14 protein-coding genes are annotated in these 17,293 nt (G+C 52.7%); all 14 read left to right on the plus strand.

What is annotated here, in order from left to right:
- Positions 1–66 precede the first annotated feature (66 nt).
- The 14 genes from htpG to J2S20_RS06410 all read left to right on the plus strand — a co-directional run bounded on the left by htpG (position 67) and on the right by J2S20_RS06410 (position 17,187).
- Positions 67–2,184, plus strand: coding sequence for a molecular chaperone HtpG (gene htpG / locus J2S20_RS06345; RefSeq protein ID WP_307254294.1), 2,118 nt, complete (start codon positions 67–69; stop codon positions 2,182–2,184).
- 178 nt (positions 2,185–2,362) lie between these two features.
- Positions 2,363–2,827: a ribosome maturation factor RimP gene (locus J2S20_RS06350; protein WP_106611812.1), complete on the plus strand. Its 465-nt coding sequence runs from the start codon at positions 2,363–2,365 to the stop codon at positions 2,825–2,827.
- A gap of 29 nt (positions 2,828–2,856) precedes the next feature.
- Positions 2,857–4,050 (plus strand): transcription termination factor NusA, encoded by a 1,194-nt coding sequence (nusA, locus tag J2S20_RS06355; protein ID WP_106611813.1) that lies wholly within the window; start codon positions 2,857–2,859, stop codon positions 4,048–4,050.
- A gap of 3 nt (positions 4,051–4,053) precedes the next feature.
- Complete coding sequence (gene rnpM, locus J2S20_RS06360; protein ID WP_106611814.1) at positions 4,054–4,326, plus strand: RNase P modulator RnpM; 273 nt, start codon at positions 4,054–4,056, stop codon at positions 4,324–4,326.
- Complete coding sequence (locus tag J2S20_RS06365) at positions 4,310–4,678, plus strand: L7Ae/L30e/S12e/Gadd45 family ribosomal protein (protein ID WP_307254298.1); 369 nt, start codon at positions 4,310–4,312, stop codon at positions 4,676–4,678. Before rnpM ends, J2S20_RS06365 begins: the two co-directional genes overlap by 17 nt.
- Positions 4,679–4,750: 72 nt before the next feature.
- A complete protein-coding gene (gene infB / locus J2S20_RS06370; protein ID WP_307254300.1) occupies positions 4,751–7,501 on the plus strand; it encodes a translation initiation factor IF-2 in 2,751 nt (916 codons plus the stop codon).
- A gap of 4 nt (positions 7,502–7,505) precedes the next feature.
- Positions 7,506–7,901: a 30S ribosome-binding factor RbfA gene (gene rbfA / locus J2S20_RS06375; RefSeq protein WP_106611817.1), complete on the plus strand. Its 396-nt coding sequence runs from the start codon at positions 7,506–7,508 to the stop codon at positions 7,899–7,901.
- Positions 7,902–8,858, plus strand: coding sequence for a DHH family phosphoesterase (locus J2S20_RS06380; protein ID WP_307254302.1), 957 nt, complete (start codon positions 7,902–7,904; stop codon positions 8,856–8,858). It begins immediately after the preceding gene.
- Entirely contained in the window at positions 8,852–9,817 is a 966-nt protein-coding gene (gene truB, locus J2S20_RS06385) for a tRNA pseudouridine(55) synthase TruB (RefSeq protein WP_307254304.1), read from the plus strand. Before J2S20_RS06380 ends, truB begins: the two co-directional genes overlap by 7 nt.
- A gap of 22 nt (positions 9,818–9,839) precedes the next feature.
- Positions 9,840–10,766 (plus strand): bifunctional riboflavin kinase/FAD synthetase, encoded by a 927-nt coding sequence (locus J2S20_RS06390; protein WP_307254306.1) that lies wholly within the window; start codon positions 9,840–9,842, stop codon positions 10,764–10,766.
- A gap of 145 nt (positions 10,767–10,911) precedes the next feature.
- Positions 10,912–11,178, plus strand: a complete 267-nt coding sequence (gene rpsO / locus J2S20_RS06395) for a 30S ribosomal protein S15 (RefSeq protein WP_106611821.1) — start codon at positions 10,912–10,914, stop codon at positions 11,176–11,178.
- Between the two features lie 145 nt (positions 11,179–11,323).
- Complete coding sequence (locus tag J2S20_RS06400; protein ID WP_106611822.1) at positions 11,324–13,432, plus strand: polyribonucleotide nucleotidyltransferase; 2,109 nt, start codon at positions 11,324–11,326, stop codon at positions 13,430–13,432.
- 83 nt (positions 13,433–13,515) lie between these two features.
- The gene (gene mgtE / locus J2S20_RS06405; RefSeq protein ID WP_151154468.1) at positions 13,516–14,895 is read left to right on the plus strand and encodes a magnesium transporter; all 1,380 of its coding nucleotides are present in this window, start codon (positions 13,516–13,518) and stop codon (positions 14,893–14,895) included.
- A gap of 390 nt (positions 14,896–15,285) precedes the next feature.
- Entirely contained in the window at positions 15,286–17,187 is a 1,902-nt protein-coding gene (locus J2S20_RS06410; RefSeq protein WP_307254314.1) for a threonine--tRNA ligase, read from the plus strand.
- The last annotated feature ends 106 nt before the right edge of the window (positions 17,188–17,293 follow it).

Below are 17,293 nucleotides of genomic sequence, written 5' to 3' on the forward strand. Positions count from 1 at the left end.
AGTTCATATACGGACAGGCACGGTCTGTTTGATTGCTTTACACTATATAGGATGAGGTGATGTTTTATGGCGGCAAAGAAGGGCAACTTATCAATTAACAGCGACAACATTTTCCCGATTATCAAGAAATGGCTCTATTCCGATCACGATATTTTTGTGCGAGAGCTTGTGTCAAATGGCTGCGATGCCGTGACAAAGCTGAAAAAGCTTGCGCTGATGGGAGAGTACACGGAGAGCGAGGGCGAGAAGTACAGCATTCAGGTGAAGGTGAATCCCGGGGAAAAGAGTCTGAGCTTTACGGATAATGGTCTCGGCATGACAGAGCAGGAGGTGGACGAGTATATCAACCAGATCGCTTTTTCCGGTGCCAGAGATTTTCTCGAAAAATATAAGGACAAGGCAAATGACGATCAGATCATCGGTCATTTCGGCCTTGGATTTTATTCGGCATTTATGGTGGCAGACAGGGTGAGTATTGACAGCCTGTCCTATCAGGAGGGGGCTGATCCGGTTCACTGGGAGTCCGATGGCGGCGTGGAGTATGAAATGACAGATGGCACGCGCACGGAGCACGGTACAACAGTGACGCTCTATCTGAATGAGGATTGCGCGGAGTTTTCCAATGAATACCGCACCCGTGAGATCCTTGAAAAGTATTGTTCTTTCATGCCGGTTCCGATTCTTCTCTCTGTGGAGGGAGGCGAGCCGCAGAGTGAGATGATAGAGAAGGATGAGCTGCGCGAGGACGACACCATCATCGAGACTGTTGTTGAACCTGCGAAGACGGAAGAAAAGGAGAAGGAGGACGGCAGCAAGGAAACGGTAGAGATCGAGCCGTCCTGTGAGCGCTATAAGATCAGAAAGCGTCCGGAACAGATCAATGAGATTCATCCGCTCTGGACAAAGCACCCGAATGAGTGCACGGAGGAGGAGTATAAGGAATTTTACCGCAAGGTCTTCCTCGATTACAGAGAGCCGCTGTTCTGGATACATCTGAATATGGATTATCCGTTTAATCTGAAGGGTATACTTTATTTTCCGAAGATCAATATGGAGTATGAGTCGATTGAGGGAAAGATAAAGCTCTACAACAATCAGGTCTTCATCGCGGATAATATCAAGGAAGTGATTCCGGAGTTTCTGCTGCTCTTAAAGGGCGTGATCGACTGCCCGGATCTTCCGCTGAACGTGTCGCGCAGTGCGCTGCAGAACGATGGCTTTGTGAAGAAAATCAGTGATTATATCACCAAAAAGGTCGCGGACAAGCTCTCCGGCATGTGCAAGACGGACCGCGAAAACTATGAGAAGTACTGGGATGACATTGCGCCCTTTATCAAGTTTGGCTGTCTGAAAGACGAGAAATTTGCGGAAAAGATCAATGACTATATTCTCTTCAAGAATATTGACGGCAAGTACCTGAGCTTAAAGGACTGCATGGAGGAGAACAAAGAGCGCTTTGAAAATAAAATCTTCTATGTGACCGACGAGAAGGCGCAGAGTCAGTACATCCGCATGTTCCGCAATCAGAAGATCGATGCGGTGATTCTCCCCCACGCGATTGATATGCCCTTTATCGGACAGCTTGAGCAGAAGAATAAGGATTTGAAATTCCTGCGTATCGACGCCGATTTAAACGAGGCCTTCCGTGAGACAGAGGATACGGAGCAGAGCGAGGACGCAAAGAAGCAGGACGAGGCTCTCATCAAGGCTGTGAAGAAGGCGATCGGAAATGAGAAGCTGACGATCACGCTTGAGGCCCTGAAGGACGCAAACACTGCATCTGTCCTCACGCTCTCTGAGGAGAGCCGCCGCATGCAGGACATGATGAAGCAGTACGGCATGGGGGAAAATGAGGATTTCTTTGCGGGTGAGGGAGAGACGCTGGTTCTGAACACAAGGCATCCGCTGGTCGAGTTCCTTCGCTCTAAGGTTGTGGTGAAGGAGAAAGGCGCTGATACGGAGAGCAAAGCTTCAGAGCATGCAGAGGCGGTGAATGCCGAAAAGGCTGCTGATTCTGTTCCGACAGAGGCTGCGGCAGAGACAAAGCCCTCTCTCACAAAGCAGGTCTGTGAGCAGCTCTATGATCTTGCCAGAATTCAGCACGGAAGTCTTGGGGCGGAGCGCATGGCAGAGTTTATTCAGAGAAGCAATACACTGCTTGCGGCCCTGACAGAGAGACAGTGAAGGACCTTTGGCTGAAAGTCTCAGCCTGCGGGTCTGATCCAAAGAAGCACTTGCAATTATTGTAAACCTGTGTTAGAGTGACAATGATAACAGTTAAACTTAGAAAGTGTGGGCCGAGCGGTCCACACTTTTAGTTTGTATCGCGGCGGAAAGAACGAACATTCAGGAGGGAAGTTATTTGGCAAAGCATGAGAGCTATGTGCAGCGCACAGAGCAATTTCTTGCAGAATTACAGAAAACCATGGATTTTGAAGTGGTGGATGTAGAATTTGTGAGAGAGGCGGGAAGCTGGTATCTCAGGGCGTACTGTGACATGGAGGGCGGCATCGGCATTGATGACTGTGCCGACATCAGCCGCAGGCTCTCAGACTGGCTGGATCAGGAGGACTTCATCCCGGAGAACTATATTCTGGAAGTCAGCTCTCCCGGACTTGGCAGACAGCTGAAGAAGGACAAGGATTTTATCAGGGAGAGGGGAAAGAGGGTCGAGGCGAAGCTCTACCGGGCTATCAACGGAAGCAAAGAAATTTCCGGCACGCTCGGCGACTTTGACAGCTCCGTGATCACTCTTATAGATGGAGAGACAGAGCTGAAACTGGAGAGAAGTAACATTGCCATGCTGCGGCTGGCGATTGATTTTTAAATCGGACAACGGAGGAAAAACGAAGGACCATGAGAAAGACTACAAAGGAACCGGTCGAGAGCGGGAACGAGCTGAAGGAAGCCATTGAGCTCCTGGAGCGTGAGAAGAATATCAGCAAGGATTCGCTTCTTGATGCCATTCAGAATTCGCTGCTCAGTGCCTGTAAGAACAGTTATGGCACGGCGGATAATGTCGATATCCTGATGGACAGAGACAGCTGCAAATACAGAGTGATGCAGAAGAAGACCGTTGTCGAGGAAATGCCGGAGAAGCCAAGCGCAGAGGAGAAGGCTACAATGATCTCCCTTGCAGAGGCGAAGATGATCGATGCAAAGTATGAGGCCGGAGACATCGTTCCGATTGAGATCAAATCCAGAGAGTTCGGCCGCATTGCGACCGGGATTGCAAAGAATGTGATCCTCCAGAAGATACGCGAGGAAGAGAGAAAGGTAATTTACAACGATTACTTTGAAAAAGAGAAGGATATTATCACCGGTATTGTGCAGCGTCACGTTGGGAACAATCTTTCCATCAGTCTGGGGCGCTGCGATACACTGCTCACTGAGAGCGAGCAGGTGAAGGGGGAGGAATTCAATCCCACAGACCGGATCAAGCTCTATGTCGTGGAGGTCAAGGACACGCCGAGAGGGCCAAAGATCACAGTCTCCCGCTCTCATCCGGAGCTGGTGAAGCGTCTGTTCGAGCAGGAGGTTACGGAGGTGCGTGACGGCACAGTGGAGATCAGAGCGATCGCCCGCGAGGCCGGCTCCAGAACCAAGATGGCTGTCTGGTCGAACGACCCGAATGTGGATCCGGTCGGCGCCTGCGTCGGCATGAACGGAGCGCGCGTCAATGCGGTGGTCGATGAACTGCGCGGAGAGAAGATTGATATTATCAACTGGGATGAAAATCCTGCTTACCTGATTGAGAATGCACTGAGCCCGGCGAAGGTGATTCTTGTTATGGCGGACGAGGAGGGAAGAGAGGCGCAGGTGATCGTCCCCGATTACCAGCTCTCACTCGCCATCGGCAAGGAGGGACAGAACGCCCGCCTGGCGGCAAAGCTCACCGGTTTCAAGATTGATATCAAGAGTGAGACACAGGCGCAGGAGAGCGGGCTCTTTGATGAGCTTGGCATTGATTATCAGACGGAGGGCAGCACTGAGATTGAGGGAGAGCTTTACAGTGAAGAATCCGGTCCGACCGAGCCGGAGGGAGAATAAGGCTTGAAGAAAATACCGATTCGTACCTGCATAGGATGTGGAAGCGAGAGGCCGAAGCAGGAGCTGCTGCGCATTGTCAGAACTGCCGGGGGAGAGATTTTTATGGATCCCGGCGGAAAGAGTAACGGCAGAGGCGCCTATATCTGCAAAAATCCTGAATGTCTTCAGAGAGCGTGGAAGACAAAGGGGCTGGATCGCTCCTTTCGCGAGGCTGTTTCAAGAGCCGTGTACGAGCGTCTGGAAAAGGAGATGACTGCATATGCGGACAGAGGATAGAGCGCTGGGACTGATCGGAATGGCGCAGCGGGCAGGAAAGCTTGCAAGCGGAGAATTTTCGGCAGAAAAGCTCATTCAGAGCGGAAGAGCTTTTCTGGTGATTGTTGCGGAGGATGCCTCGGAAAACACGAGAAAGCGTTTTCAGGACAAATGTACATTTTATGAAATTCCGTGTTTTGTATTTGAGACACGGGAGCGGCTTGGACGAGCTATTGGAAAGGAGCTGCGTGCCTCTCTTGCAATTGGAGACGAAAATCTCGCAGGAGCAGTGGAAAAACTGCTCAGACAGCTTGAAGCCGGAAGTCAGGTATCGGATACAGATAAAAAAGCAACGGATGGACAACAGATATGACAGAGTAAATCAGGAGTACAGCGCGGATGCGTTCCGCAAGTATGATAAGCCGAAAAAATGGAGGCCCAGGTAGTGAAGAAAACAGAAACATCAGAGACAGCGAAAAAAGTAGAGGTAAATACAGCGCCGGCAGGCGAGAATACTGCATCAGCAGCGGAGCAGAGTGCGGAGGCGGCACCGAAGAAGAAAAAATTCACGGCGGTTTTCCGCCCGCAGAATGCCCAGCAGATCCGGGTAAAGCCGAAGAGCAGCCCAAAGCCCGCAAGGACTAAGACCGCAGCTGCGCCGAAGGATAGTGAGAAGGAGCTGAAGCAGGGCGTTCAGCCGGACAATCATGCAGCAAAGCCCGCTGAGAAGGCGGCTCCCGCTGCCAGAACGGAGAAGCCGGAGACGGATACTGCGGCAAAGAGCACGGAGCAAAAGACCGCAGCAAAGCCTGTTGCGCCTGTGAGACCAGCAGCTCCGGTAAGACATACAGCTCCGACCAGACCCGTCGGAAGCATCATAAGAAATGGTGTTGTGGTTCAGCTCAATACGCTGCAGGGCGATAGACCGCAGGGGAACTATCAGAGCCGCGGCGGACAGGCCGGCAGACCTGCACAGGGTGATCGCCGCCAGGGAAGCTATGGAAATCGCAGCGGCAGCTATCAGGGCGGCAGACCCGCACAGGGACAGAATGGAAGCTCCGGCGGCCGCAGCTCCGGCGGCTATCAGGGCAATCGAAACGTCCAGACGCAGGGTGGAAGCTACGGCAACCGCAGCGGCAGCTATCAGGGCGGCAGACCTGCACAGGGACAGGGCGGTAGATCCGGTTCCTTCAGTGCGCGTCCGGGCAGCGGCTATGACAATAGGAAGGGCGGAAACTTTGCCTCCAAGAATGTCGGCGGCGGGGATACTCCGCTTGTGAAGAAGCCGGTCAGCAACCGTCCGAGCAAAAATAACTTCAAGGACAAGAATGACAAGCGCTACAAGACAGAGGATGGTTTTAAGAACGGCAAGGGCGGCAAGGTGACACGTCACCCCTTCATCATGCCGGAGAAGCCGAAGGCTGCAAAGGTAGAGGAGGAGATCAAGGAGATTATTCTTCCGGAGAATATTACCATCAGCGAGCTCGCGAAGAAGATGAAGAAGAACGCCTCCGAGCTCATCAAGAAGCTCTTTGCGAAGGGGGAGCTTTATACTATCAATTCGGAGATTCCCTACGAGAAGGCGGAGGAGCTCGCGCTTGAGTATGAGATCCTCTGCTCTCCGGAGGAGAAGATCGACGTGATCGCGGAGCTCCTGAAGGAGGAGAAGGAGGATGTCGGGGAGATGGTCTCCCGTCCGCCGGTTGTCTGCGTCATGGGTCACGTTGACCACGGCAAGACCTCTCTGCTCGACGCAATCCGTAAGACCAGCGTTACAAGCCGCGAGGCCGGAGGCATCACCCAGCATATCGGCGCTTATATGGTGAAGGTCAAGGATCGCCCGATCACCTTCCTCGATACACCCGGACATGAGGCATTTACAGCGATGCGTATGCGCGGCGCACAGTCCACGGATATCGCAGTTCTGGTTGTCGCGGCGGATGATGGCATCATGCCGCAGACCGTCGAGGCAATTAACCATGCAAAGGCTGCGGGAGTAGATATTATTGTCGCAATCAATAAGATCGATAAGCCCGCGGCAAATATTGAGCGCGTCAAGCAGGAGCTCATGCAGTACGAGCTTGTCGCAGAGGACTGGGGCGGAACCACAATCTGCTGCCCGATCTCCGCGAAAACGCATGAAGGAATTGAAAATCTCCTGGAGATGATACTGCTCACAGCGGATGTGAAGGAGCTGAAGGCAAATCCGAACAGAAATGCCCGCGGACTTGTGGTTGAGGCGCAGCTTGACAAGGGCAAGGGGCCGGTTGCGACCGTTCTGGTTCAGAAGGGAACCCTGCACGTCGGTGACTTCGTGGCGGCGGGCTCCTGCTACGGAAAGATCAGAGCCATGCTGAACGACAAGGGCATGCGCGTGAAGGAGGCGAAGCCTTCCACTCCTGTGGAGATTCAGGGTCTCAGCGCAGTGCCGAATGCGGGCGAGATCTTCGTCGCCATGGACAGCGACAAGGAGGCCAAGGACTTTGCGGCAACCTTTGTCAGCGAGGGCAAGAACAAGCTGATTGAGGAGACCAAGGCGAAGCTCTCTCTCGATGATCTCTTCGGGCAGATCAAGGCCGGCGAAATCAAGGAACTGCCGCTCATTGTCAAGGCAGATGTTCAGGGCTCTGTGGAGGCAGTCAAGCAATCTCTGAGCAAGCTCTCCAATGAAGAGGTGCAGGTGCGCGTGATTCACAGCGCGGTCGGCGCCATCAGTGAATCGGATGTGGCTCTCGCGAGTGCCAGCAATGCGATCATCATCGGCTTTAATGTGCGCCCGGATGCAACGGCAAAATCCATCGCAGAGCACGAGCATGTCGATATACGCCTCTACAAGGTGATTTATCAGGCGATTGAGGATATTGAGCACGCACTGAGCGGCATGCTTGCGCCGGTATTTGAGGAAAAAGTGATCGGTCACGCGGAGGTGAGAGCACTGTTCAAGGCCTCCGGTGTCGGAACCATCGCGGGCTCCTATGTGCTTGACGGAAAAATTCAGCGTGGCTGCAAGGCGCGTATCACCCGCGAGGGAGAGCAGATCTTTGACGGCGATCTCGCCTCTCTCAAGAGATTCAAGGATGATGTCAAAGAGGTGAATGCCGGCTATGAGTGCGGTCTGGTATTTGAGAAGTTCAATGACCTTATGGAGGGCGATCTGGTTGAGGCCTACGCCATGGTAGAGGTACCGAGGAAATAACAAGATGAAAAAAGGCAGCATTAAAAATACAAGAATCAATGCTGAGGTACGCAAGGAGATTCAGTCTGTCGTGATGAACGGGATCAAGGATCCGCGCATCAGTCCGATGACCAGCATCACGGACGCGCGGGTCACTGCGGACCTGAAGTACTGTACTGTTTATGTCAGTGTGCTGGGAAATGACGCGGCGGTGGAGGATACACTTGCGGGACTGAAGAGTGCCACCGGATTTATTCGCCGTGAGCTTGCCCGCACGATCAATCTCCGCATCACACCGGAGCTCCGCTTTGTCGCGGACCGATCCCTTGCCTATGGCGCTCATATCGACAGCATACTGGATGAGCTGAAGAAGGACAGAGAGGGCGAAGAAAATACAGCGGAAGACGAAGAAGAGGCATAAATGAACACTTTGCTTTTGGAAAGAATCGCTGCTGCGAGGAGCATTGCACTGTTTGGGCATGTGCGTCCGGATGGGGACTGTGTCGGCTCCACTCTGGCACTTTACAATTACATACGAAGCACAGCACCAGAGAAGCGGGTCAGTATCTGTCTGGAACAGCCAATGGCAAAATTTGCTTATCTTGAGGGATTTCAGGATATCGTGACAGATCCGGCACAGGGCATACATGCAGAGCTCGCAATAGCCCTGGATGTCTCGGATCACGGCCGGCTCGGTGATTTTGCTGCGCTCTTTGATGCAGCAAAGCGGAGCCTCAATATTGACCACCATGTGACCAATCCACATTTCGCGATGGAGACAATCTGTGAGCCGGAGCGGAGCTCTACCTGTGAGCTTCTCTATACGCTGCTTCCGGAGCAGGAGATCAGCCGGGAGATTGCGGCCTGCCTCTACACGGGCATCATCACGGATACAGGAGTGTTCAAGTATTCTCAGACCAGCGCAGAGACCATGCGGATTGCCGGAGTGCTGATGGAGACGGGTATCCCCTTTGGAGATATGATTGATGTCGCCTACTACAGAAAGACCTTCGTGCAGAACCGCATTCTCGGCAGGGCGCTGACAAAGGCCGTCTCTGTGCTGGACGGCCGACTGATCTACGCTGTTATCACCCTGGAGGATAAGGCGGAATACGGCGCAAGCTCCATGGATCTTGACGGCATCGCAGAACAGCTGCGACTTACGGAGGGGGTGGAATGCTCTGTGCTGTGCGGCGAAACAGAGCCAGGCGAGTTCAAGCTGTCCATGCGCTCCTATGAGAAGGTAAATGTATCAGAGATTGCCGCCTGCTTTGGCGGCGGCGGGCATATCCGCGCTGCCGGCTGCACGGTCCGGATGCCGGCGGAGGAGATCATGCGCGCTGTCACAGAAAAGATAAGAGGGCAGCTCCTATGCTGAACGGGGTACTTAATGTCCGGAAGGAGCGCGGGTACAGCTCCCACGATGTCGTGGCAAAGCTTCGCGGTATCCTCCATCAGAAGAAGATAGGGCACACCGGTACGCTCGATCCCGATGCGGAGGGTGTGCTTCCGGTCTGTCTCGGGAATGCGACAAAGCTCTGCGATATGCTGACTGAAAAGACAAAGTGCTATCGCGCGGTGCTGCTTTTGGGAATCACAACGGACACGCAGGATATCAGCGGTGCGGTACTAAAACAGCTGTCACCCTGTGCGGATGAGGAAAAAGTGAGGGCGGCGATTTTTTCCTTCATTGGTGATTACGATCAGATCCCACCCATGTACTCCGCTCTGAAGGTGAATGGGCAGAAGCTTATAGATCTAGCGCGGCGCGGCATTGAGGTGGAACGAAAGCCAAGACGCATCCATATCTATGACATCAGAATAGAAGAGATGCAGCTGCCGCGCATCACTGTGACAGTCGAATGCAGTAAGGGAAGCTATATTAGAACGCTCTGCCATGATATTGGTGAGAAATTGGGCTGCGGCGGCTGTATGGAGCAGCTGCTCAGAACGCGTTCCGGAAGCTTTTCACTTGCACAGGCGAAAAAGCTTTCCGAAATTGAAGCTGCGGTGGCAGAAGGGGGGATCTCAGAGCTGGTGATACCCACAGACCGTTGTCTCGCCGAGTACCCCGCACTCCATGCCGTTTCTCAGGCTGATCGCTATCTGCACAACGGGAACCCTGTCGCAAAGGAGCTTCTGCTTTCGAAGACGGATGGTTCCGAAGAACAGAACAGCTCTCAGAGGACAAGTGCTGCGGAAGTCCAACATCAGCCTCAGACTGAACAGGATGGGGCGATTTTTCGGGTCTACGACAGTGAGCAGCGCTTTATCGGGCTCTATTACCGCAGCGATCAGGGCCTGTACAGGCCAAAAAAAATATTTTCGCTGCAATAACGCAGCGGCGGAAGGAAAAAATTTGAAGGACTGGATCGAGACAACAGAGATACAAATTCCGGTCCCCACCGTAGTCTCCATCGGAAAATTTGACGGAGATCACAAGGGGCATCAGAAGATATTTTCCTGTATGCGTAAAATTGCGGCGCGAGAGCACTGTGCCACGGCGATATTTACCTTTGGAACGCCCCCAGCACAGATTGTCACAGGAAGCAGCCGACCTCAGATCACGACCAACGCCGAGCGAAGAAAAAAGCTGGAGAGCGCCGGGATCGAGTATCTGGTGGAATATCCCTTCACTGCGGAGGTTGCAGCCATGTCAGGTGAGGATTTTCTTAAAAATATCCTTATTGGCCGCATGAACATGAAGTTTATTGTCGCAGGACCGGACTGTGCTTTTGGGAGGAACCGCAGCGGCAATGCGGAGCTGCTGCAGAGGCTCGGTCCCGAGCTTGGCTTTCAGACTTTTATTATAGAGAAGGAACAGGACGAGGGACGGGATATCAGCTCCAGCTACATCCGGGAGGAGCTTCAGAACGGCAATATCGGGAAGGCGAATGAACTGCTTGGCTCTGTGTACTCCGTAGAAGGCATCGTAGAGAGAGGCAACCACATCGGAGGAAGCATACTTGGCTTTCCAACGGTGAATCTCTCTGTCCCGGAGGGGAAGCTTCTGCCGCGCCACGGTGTCTATGAGACAGAAACCCAGCTTCCGGATGGAAGCTGGGTTCGCGGGATCACCAATGTCGGTACGAACCCGTCTGTAAAAGAGGACAGACAGCATCATCGCGCAAGGATTGAGACCTTTCTGCTGAATTATTCCGGAGATCTCTACGATCAGAGAATATGTGTGCGTTTTCTTCGCTTCCTCCGACCAGAGCTGAAATTTGACAGTCTGGATGCTCTGAAGGAGCAGATTCAGAGGGATATTCAGAGCATCGGCAGCTGAGGAACTGAAAGATATCTCTGAAAGCGGTTGACACTCACAGAACTTACGTGGTACTATTTTCAAGTATTATGCGCCCGATACTATGTTTTCGGCAACTCCACCGAATCCGCAGTGCCGGGTCAGAAAAAATCAAAGGAGAAGAGACATGATTACAAAAGAGAAGAAGGAAGAAATCATCAAGGCATATGGAAGAAAGGAAGGCGATACCGGTTCACCGGAGGTTCAGATCGCACTTCTGACTGAGCGCATCGCGGAGCTCACAGAGCATCTCAAGGCGAATCCGAAGGATCACCACTCCAGAAGAGGACTTCTGATGATGGTAGGTCACAGAAGAGGACTTCTGGGCTATCTCAAGAACAACGATCTTGAGGGCTATCGCGCTCTGATCGAGAAGCTCGGACTCAGAAAGTAAACACAGGCTTTCTTTCTCAGGGTGGAATACGCATTCCACCCTGATATTGCTTTATCATATAAGAAATTTCTCGGAGTTATCGTCCGCTTGTGGACTTTGTTCAGTACCTGTTCGCGTAATTGGAGAGAGGAAAGGGAAACATAAAATGAGTAAAGAATTTAAGAGCTACAGCATGGAACTGGCAGGCAGAACGCTGACTGTAGAAATCGGCAGAGTCTGCGCACAGGCAAACGGTGCAGCGCTGATGCACTACGGTGACACAGTGGTACTGTCCACTGCAACGGCCAGCAAGCAGCCCAGAGAGGGCATTGATTTTTTCCCGCTCTCTGTGGAATACAGCGAGAGACAGTATGCTGTCGGCAAGATCCCCGGCGGCTTTATGAAGCGTGAGGGCAAGCCCTCTGAAAACGCAATTCTGACGGATCGCGTGATCGACCGCCCAATGCGCCCGCTCTTCCCGAAGGACTACAGAAATGACGTCACTCTGGAAAATCTAGTGATGAGTGTCGATCCTGACTGTGCTCCGGAGCTCACTGCGATGCTCGGCACCGCACTCTCCGTGACTATTTCCGATATTCCCTTTGATGGTCCCTGCGCGATGACGCAGGTCGGTCTGATTGATGGAAATTTCATCATCAATCCCACCAATGCGCAGAAGAAAGTATCCGATCTCGCCCTGACGGTTGCCAGCACAGAGCACAAAGTCATTATGATCGAGGCCGGTGCAAATGAGGTTCCGGAACAGAGCATGATCGACGCAATCTTCGAGGCAGACCGCATCAACAAGGAGATCATTGCCTTCTTTAAGAAGATTCAGGCTGAAGTCGGCAAGGAGAAGCACAGCTATATTTCCTCAGCGGTTCCGCAGGAGCTCTTTGACGCGATCAGAGAAGTGATTCCGCAGGAGGAGATGGAGGAAGCTGTCTTTAATGACGACAAGCAGACCCGCGATGCCAATGTGGATAAGCTCACAGAGAAGTGCAAGGAGGCGCTCGCAGATCATGAGGAATGGCTCGACCTGATCTCTGATGCAATGTATCAGTATGAGAAGAAGACTGTGCGGAAGATGATTTTAAAGGATCATAAGCGTCCGGACGGCAGACAGATTACAGAGATCCGTCCGCTGGCGGCTGAGATTGATCTTCTGCCCCGCGTGCATGGCTCTGCGATGTTCACAAGAGGTCAGACCCAGATACTTGATGTCTGCACACTCGCTCCGCTCTCTGAGGTTCAGAGACTTGAGGGAATGGATGTCGATATCAAGAGCAAGCGCTACCTGCACCAGTACAACTTCCCCTCCTACTCGGTCGGAGAAACCCGTGTCTCCAGAGGTCCGGGCCGCAGAGAGATCGGCCACGGCGCACTGGCAGAGCGCGCACTGCTTCCGATGATTCCGAGCGAGGAGGAGTTCCCCTACGCGATTCGCTGCGTATCCGAGACTATGGAGTCCAACGGCTCCACCTCTCAGGCCAGCGTATGCGCATCCAGCCTTGCACTGATGGCTGCCGGTGTTCCGATCAAGCGTCCGGTTGCAGGAATCTCCTGCGGTCTGGTGACCGGTGAGACGGATGATGACTATCTCGTGCTCACGGATATTCAGGGCCTTGAGGACTTCTTTGGCGACATGGACTTCAAGGTCGCAGGAACGGAAAAGGGGATCAACGCAATTCAGATGGATATCAAGATCCACGGTCTCACACGTCCGATCATTGAGGAGGCGATTGCCAAGACCCGTGAGGCCCGGATGTATATCCTCAACAACATCATGAATCCGGTAATCTCCGAGGCAAGGGCCGAGGTCAGCAAATATGCGCCGAAGATCCTTCAGATCAAGATCGACCCGAAGAAGATCGGAGATGTCGTCGGCAAGCAGGGCAAGACCATTAATAAGATCATTGAGGACTTCGGTGTTCAGATTGATATAGAGGAGGATGGCAGCGTCAACGTCAGCGGCATCGACAAAGAAAATATCGAACAGGCTGTCCAGACCATTCGAAACATTGTTACTGAGATAGAGGCCGGACAGGTCTTTACGGGTAAAGTGGTTCGCATTCTGGAGTTTGGCGCCTTCGTCAGTCTGACCCCAAACAAGGACGGCATGATTCACATCTCCAAGCTCGCGGACAGAAGAGTCGCGAAGGTAGAGGATGTCGTCAACATCGGTGATGAGGTTACTGTCAAAGTTATCAAGGTCGATCCGGTAAAGGATCGCATTGATCTCACCATGAGACCCTCCGATTTAGAGAAGCACTGATGTATCTGCCGCGGGCTCTGCGATCACACAGCCCGCGGCTGTTTTGACTGAAGTTGCATAAAGAGGGAGAGGAGGAGAGGTTTATGGCTGAAGAGAAGATAAATGAGATTGAGGAGGAGGAGGAGAGAAACGAGGCTCTGCTGGCCCTGGTGCATGAGAGTAAGTTTCGTACCCTCCGTCAGGAACTCTCCGAGATGAACGAAGTCGATGTCGCCACCTTCATCGAGGAGCTGGATCCGGAGAAGACCGTCGTCGTGTTCCGCCTGCTTCCGAAGGAGCTTGCGTCAGAGGTCTTTGCCTGCCTGGAGCTCGATAAACAGCAGCATATTGTCAGCAGTATCACAGATAAGGAGCTCACAAACATCATCGAGGATCTCTCCGTGGATGATGCCGTTGATATGGTCGAGGAGCTTCCGGCAAATATTGTGAAGCGTGTGCTTCAGAATGCAACCCCTGAGACTCGCTCTCAAATCAATGAGTTTCTGAAGTATCCGGAGAATTCCGCGGGTTCTATTATGACGGCGGAATATATTGGCCTCCGCAAGATGATGACCATAGAGGAGGCATTCAGTTACATCCGCCGTCACGGCGTGGACAAGGAGACCATCTACACCTGCTACGTCATGGACAATAAGCGAACGCTCGAGGGCGTGGTGACCGTCAAAGATCTGCTCATGAATCCCTATGAGACCCTGATCGAGGACGTCATGGACACACATGTCATTAAGGCGCAGACCACGGAAGACAGAGAGGATGTTGTAGATCTCTTCAATAAGTACGGTCTGAGTTCACTTCCTGTAGTGGACAAGGAGAACCGTCTGGTCGGTATCGTCACCTTTGACGATGCGATCGATGTCATGGAAGAAGAGGCCACAGAGGACTTCGAGAAGATGGCTGCTATCACGCCGTCCGAGAAGCCCTATCTGAAGACAGGTGTCATTGATATGGCAAAGCACCGTATACCCTGGCTGCTTATTCTCATGATCAGCGCTACCCTGACGGGAGGAATACTTGCAAAGTATGAGGCAGCCTTCGCTGTACTGCCCGTACTTGTAACCTTTGTTCCTCAGCTCATGGATACAGGAGGAAATGCAGGCAGTCAGGCCAGCACCATGATTATCCGAGGTATGGCAGTCGGCGATATTGAACTGCGCGATGTACTGAAGGTGCTCTGGAAGGAGCTGCGCGTGGGACTGCTCTGCGGACTGGTGCTCGCAGTCGTAAACTTTGTGCGGATCCTCCTCTTTTTCCCGGGGCAGCAGCTCGTGGGAATTGTTGTAGTACTCAGTATGTGCCTCACTGTGATCGTGGCGAAGATGATCGGCTGTCTGCTTCCCATGGCCGCTCAGCGCGTCGGGATCGATCCGGCTATCATGGCATCGCCCCTCATCACCACTCTGGTAGATGCTGTGAGCCTTACCCTGTACTTCGAGTTTGCGACAAAGTTTCTGCACATCGCCTGAGCCGGTATATTTGCTGCGCTCAGAGTTTCGGGCTTTACATCCAGATAAAAATGTTGTAATATTTCTTAAGTCAAATCGTTGAAGAGAAGAGTAAGCTGCAAGTACAGTCAGAGAGGGGCGCCGGCGCAGGCCGTTCTGCAAGTGCCTTCTGTGTGAACAGCTGAAGACCAGCTCTGAGAGGCCCCAATCCGGCCCGGTGATGCCGTTATCATCAGAATGAAGCGATCTGAAGTTCGTACTTCAGATAAACAGGGTGGAACCGCGCATATGCGTCCCTGCATTGTCAACAGACAGTGCAGGGACTTTTTCTATTTCTACCACCAAAAGTTTCGGCACTGGTACACGGCGCGCCGACCTGCGGACGCCAGCATGAACCAAGGAGGTATTTAAGTGGAAAGAGCAGAGTATCTGGAGGTTTACCGCCACTCCCTCGCGCATATACTGGCGAAGGCTGTGATCGAGATTTTTGGCAGAGAGAATGTACAGTACGCCATAGGGCCGCAGATTGCAGATGGTCTGTACTACGATTTTGTCCTGCCGAGAACTGTGAATCAGGATGATTTCAAGACGATCGAGAACAAGATGCGCGAGATCATCAAGCGCAGAGAGGACTGGAGCGTGAAGGAGCTCTCCCGCGCAGAGGCACTGGAGCTCTTTAAGGATCAGAAATTCAAGACCGAGCTTATTCAGGAGCTCCCCGAGAATGAGAGACTCACAGTCTACTACACTGGCGATGATTACGCAGACCTGTGTCGCGGACCGCACGTCCAGAACTCCCAGGAGCTCATGAGTGCGGCTTTTCAGATCAAGTCCGTCTCCGGCTCCTACTGGAGAGGTGATGAGAAGCGCGATCAGCTCCAAAGAATCTATGTCTATGCCTTCCCGAGCAAGGATGAGCTGAAACAGCATATCAAGCTCGTGCAGGAGGCCATGGAGCGCGATCACAAAAAAATAGGTCCGCAGCTGGATCTCTTTATGTTTGATGAGACTGCACCCGGCATGCCCTACTGGCTGCCGAGAGGCTGGAAGATGTATCAGGCGCTGCTGCAGTACTCCCGCGAGGTGCAGGAGGCACACGGCTATACTGAGATCTCCGCGCCGCTCATCAACAATAAGAAGCTCTGGCTCATCAGCGGTCATTGGGCGCACTATGTCAATAATATGTTTATGGTTCCGGGTGTTTCCGGATGGCTGAAGGCCGATGCGGAGATCCCAAATGTCATGGAGAATCTCCTCGAGCCAGATGCGGCGCCGGGCTGTGTGAAGATGCTCGCCGGCTCCGCCGTCTTTGACCGCGAGGCGATTGACACTATGGCTGCCAAACCCATGAACTGCCCGAATGCCATGATGACCTATAAGCGCAGCACACACTCCTATAAGGAGCTTCCGATCCGCTACAGCGAGTATGATGTCCTGCATCGCAAGGAAAAGTCCGGACAGATGAACGGCCTGTTTCGCGTGCAGGAGTTCCGTCAGGATGACGACCATACCTTTGTGATGGAGTCTCAGATAGAGGAGGAGATCGCTGATATTATTTCGATAGCGGATGAGATCTATGGAACCTTCGGTGTTACCTACCGCGCGGAACTCTCCACCCGTCCGGACGACTTCATGGGAGATATTGAGGTGTGGAATCGCGCAGAGGCCGCACTGAAGAAAATTCTGGACGACAAGTACGGTGAGGGCGGATACGAGGTTAATGAGGGAGACGGCGCCTTCTATGGCCCGAAGATTGATCTTCAGATCAAGGATGCGCTCGGCAGAGAATGGCAGTGCGGGACCGTACAGCTCGATTTCCAGCTCCCGCATAACTTCGGCCTGAGCTATATTGCCCAGGACGGAAGCAAGGAGATGCCGGTCGTCATTCACCGCGCTATTTACGGTTCCCTTGAGCGCTTCATCGGCATCATCATCGAGAACTTCAAGGGGGCGTTCCCGTTCTGGCTCTCTCCGATGCAGGTCGGCATCGTTCCGATTCGTATGGAGCACAATGCTTACGCAGAGAAGGTGGAGAAGCTTCTTCAGAAGAACGGCATCCGCTGCGAGGCAGATTACAGCGACAGCAATATGAAAGAGAAGATCAAGAAATATAAGAATTACAAGGATCCGTATATCATCGTGCTGGGTGACAGAGAGGCAGAGGAGAATACCGTCTCCATCAATGTCCGCGGCTCCAACAGGCAGATTCAGAACGTCCCCCTGGATGTCTTCCTGGATCTCTGCGAGAGCATGAACGAGGAGCACTCTCTGGAACTCATCAATGAGCTTCCGGCGGAGTACGGCGCAGAATAAAAATAAAATGCTTCTAGATTGCAAGATCAAGTAGGACAGTCTGAAATAATTCCTCCGGCGAACTGTAGTGAAAGGACTTTCGGGGGAGTTGATTGATCCAGTTCTG

It is taken from the genome of Moryella indoligenes, from assembly GCF_030812885.1.
Taxonomy (GTDB): domain Bacteria; phylum Bacillota; class Clostridia; order Lachnospirales; family Lachnospiraceae; genus Moryella; species Moryella indoligenes.